Genomic DNA, 523 nt, shown 5'->3' on the forward strand with positions numbered 1-523 from the left:
CTTCGGTATTGCGTTGCTCACCCCTTAACAGGGCGTTATGTGCTTGGAGCTATCAACATTATGGATCATCGAAGGGATATCGACGAAATTGAAGCGAGCATAGTCACTCAAATATCTGATTACTGGGGGAGTGTTGCTGATGACTTTTGTACTTCAGAAAGTACTAACATACCATTTCAGAGGTTTGTACTTGAGTTTTCCCTTTATAGGTATTCCGTAGTTAGGATCAATTTTGAGCGAAATAGCCTATTTTTCAGTGAAGTATCGAAAGGTATAAGCTTCAGTCTTCTATCACGCAAAGTTAGTTATCCAGATTTAATAGATACTCTCGCCGAAATTGATGAGGAAGTTCGCTTAAGAATCCCTGATAAGTATTTAGTGGCTAAAGGTTGGCAACGCACATAACAAATTGTTCAAGAGTGATTCGGCACGCGTGGCATTTTTACTATGCGTTAGGTTTGGTGGTTAAGGTGTTATGCGGAAGCTTAGGTATTGCGTGCCTCACACCTTAACAAGGCGTTAG

At 40.9% G+C, this 523-nt stretch carries 1 protein-coding gene; it reads left to right on the top strand.

Annotated elements, in window-relative coordinates:
- Positions 1-405: hypothetical protein (locus tag OH459_RS28150; RefSeq protein ID WP_269989911.1), on the top strand; the 405-nt coding region annotated here is incomplete at its 5' end.
- Positions 406-523 lie beyond the last annotated feature (118 nt).

The sequence above is a fragment of the Vibrio sp. MM46 genome, from assembly GCF_027587135.1.
Taxonomy (GTDB): Bacteria; Pseudomonadota; Gammaproteobacteria; order Enterobacterales; family Vibrionaceae; genus Vibrio; species Vibrio harveyi.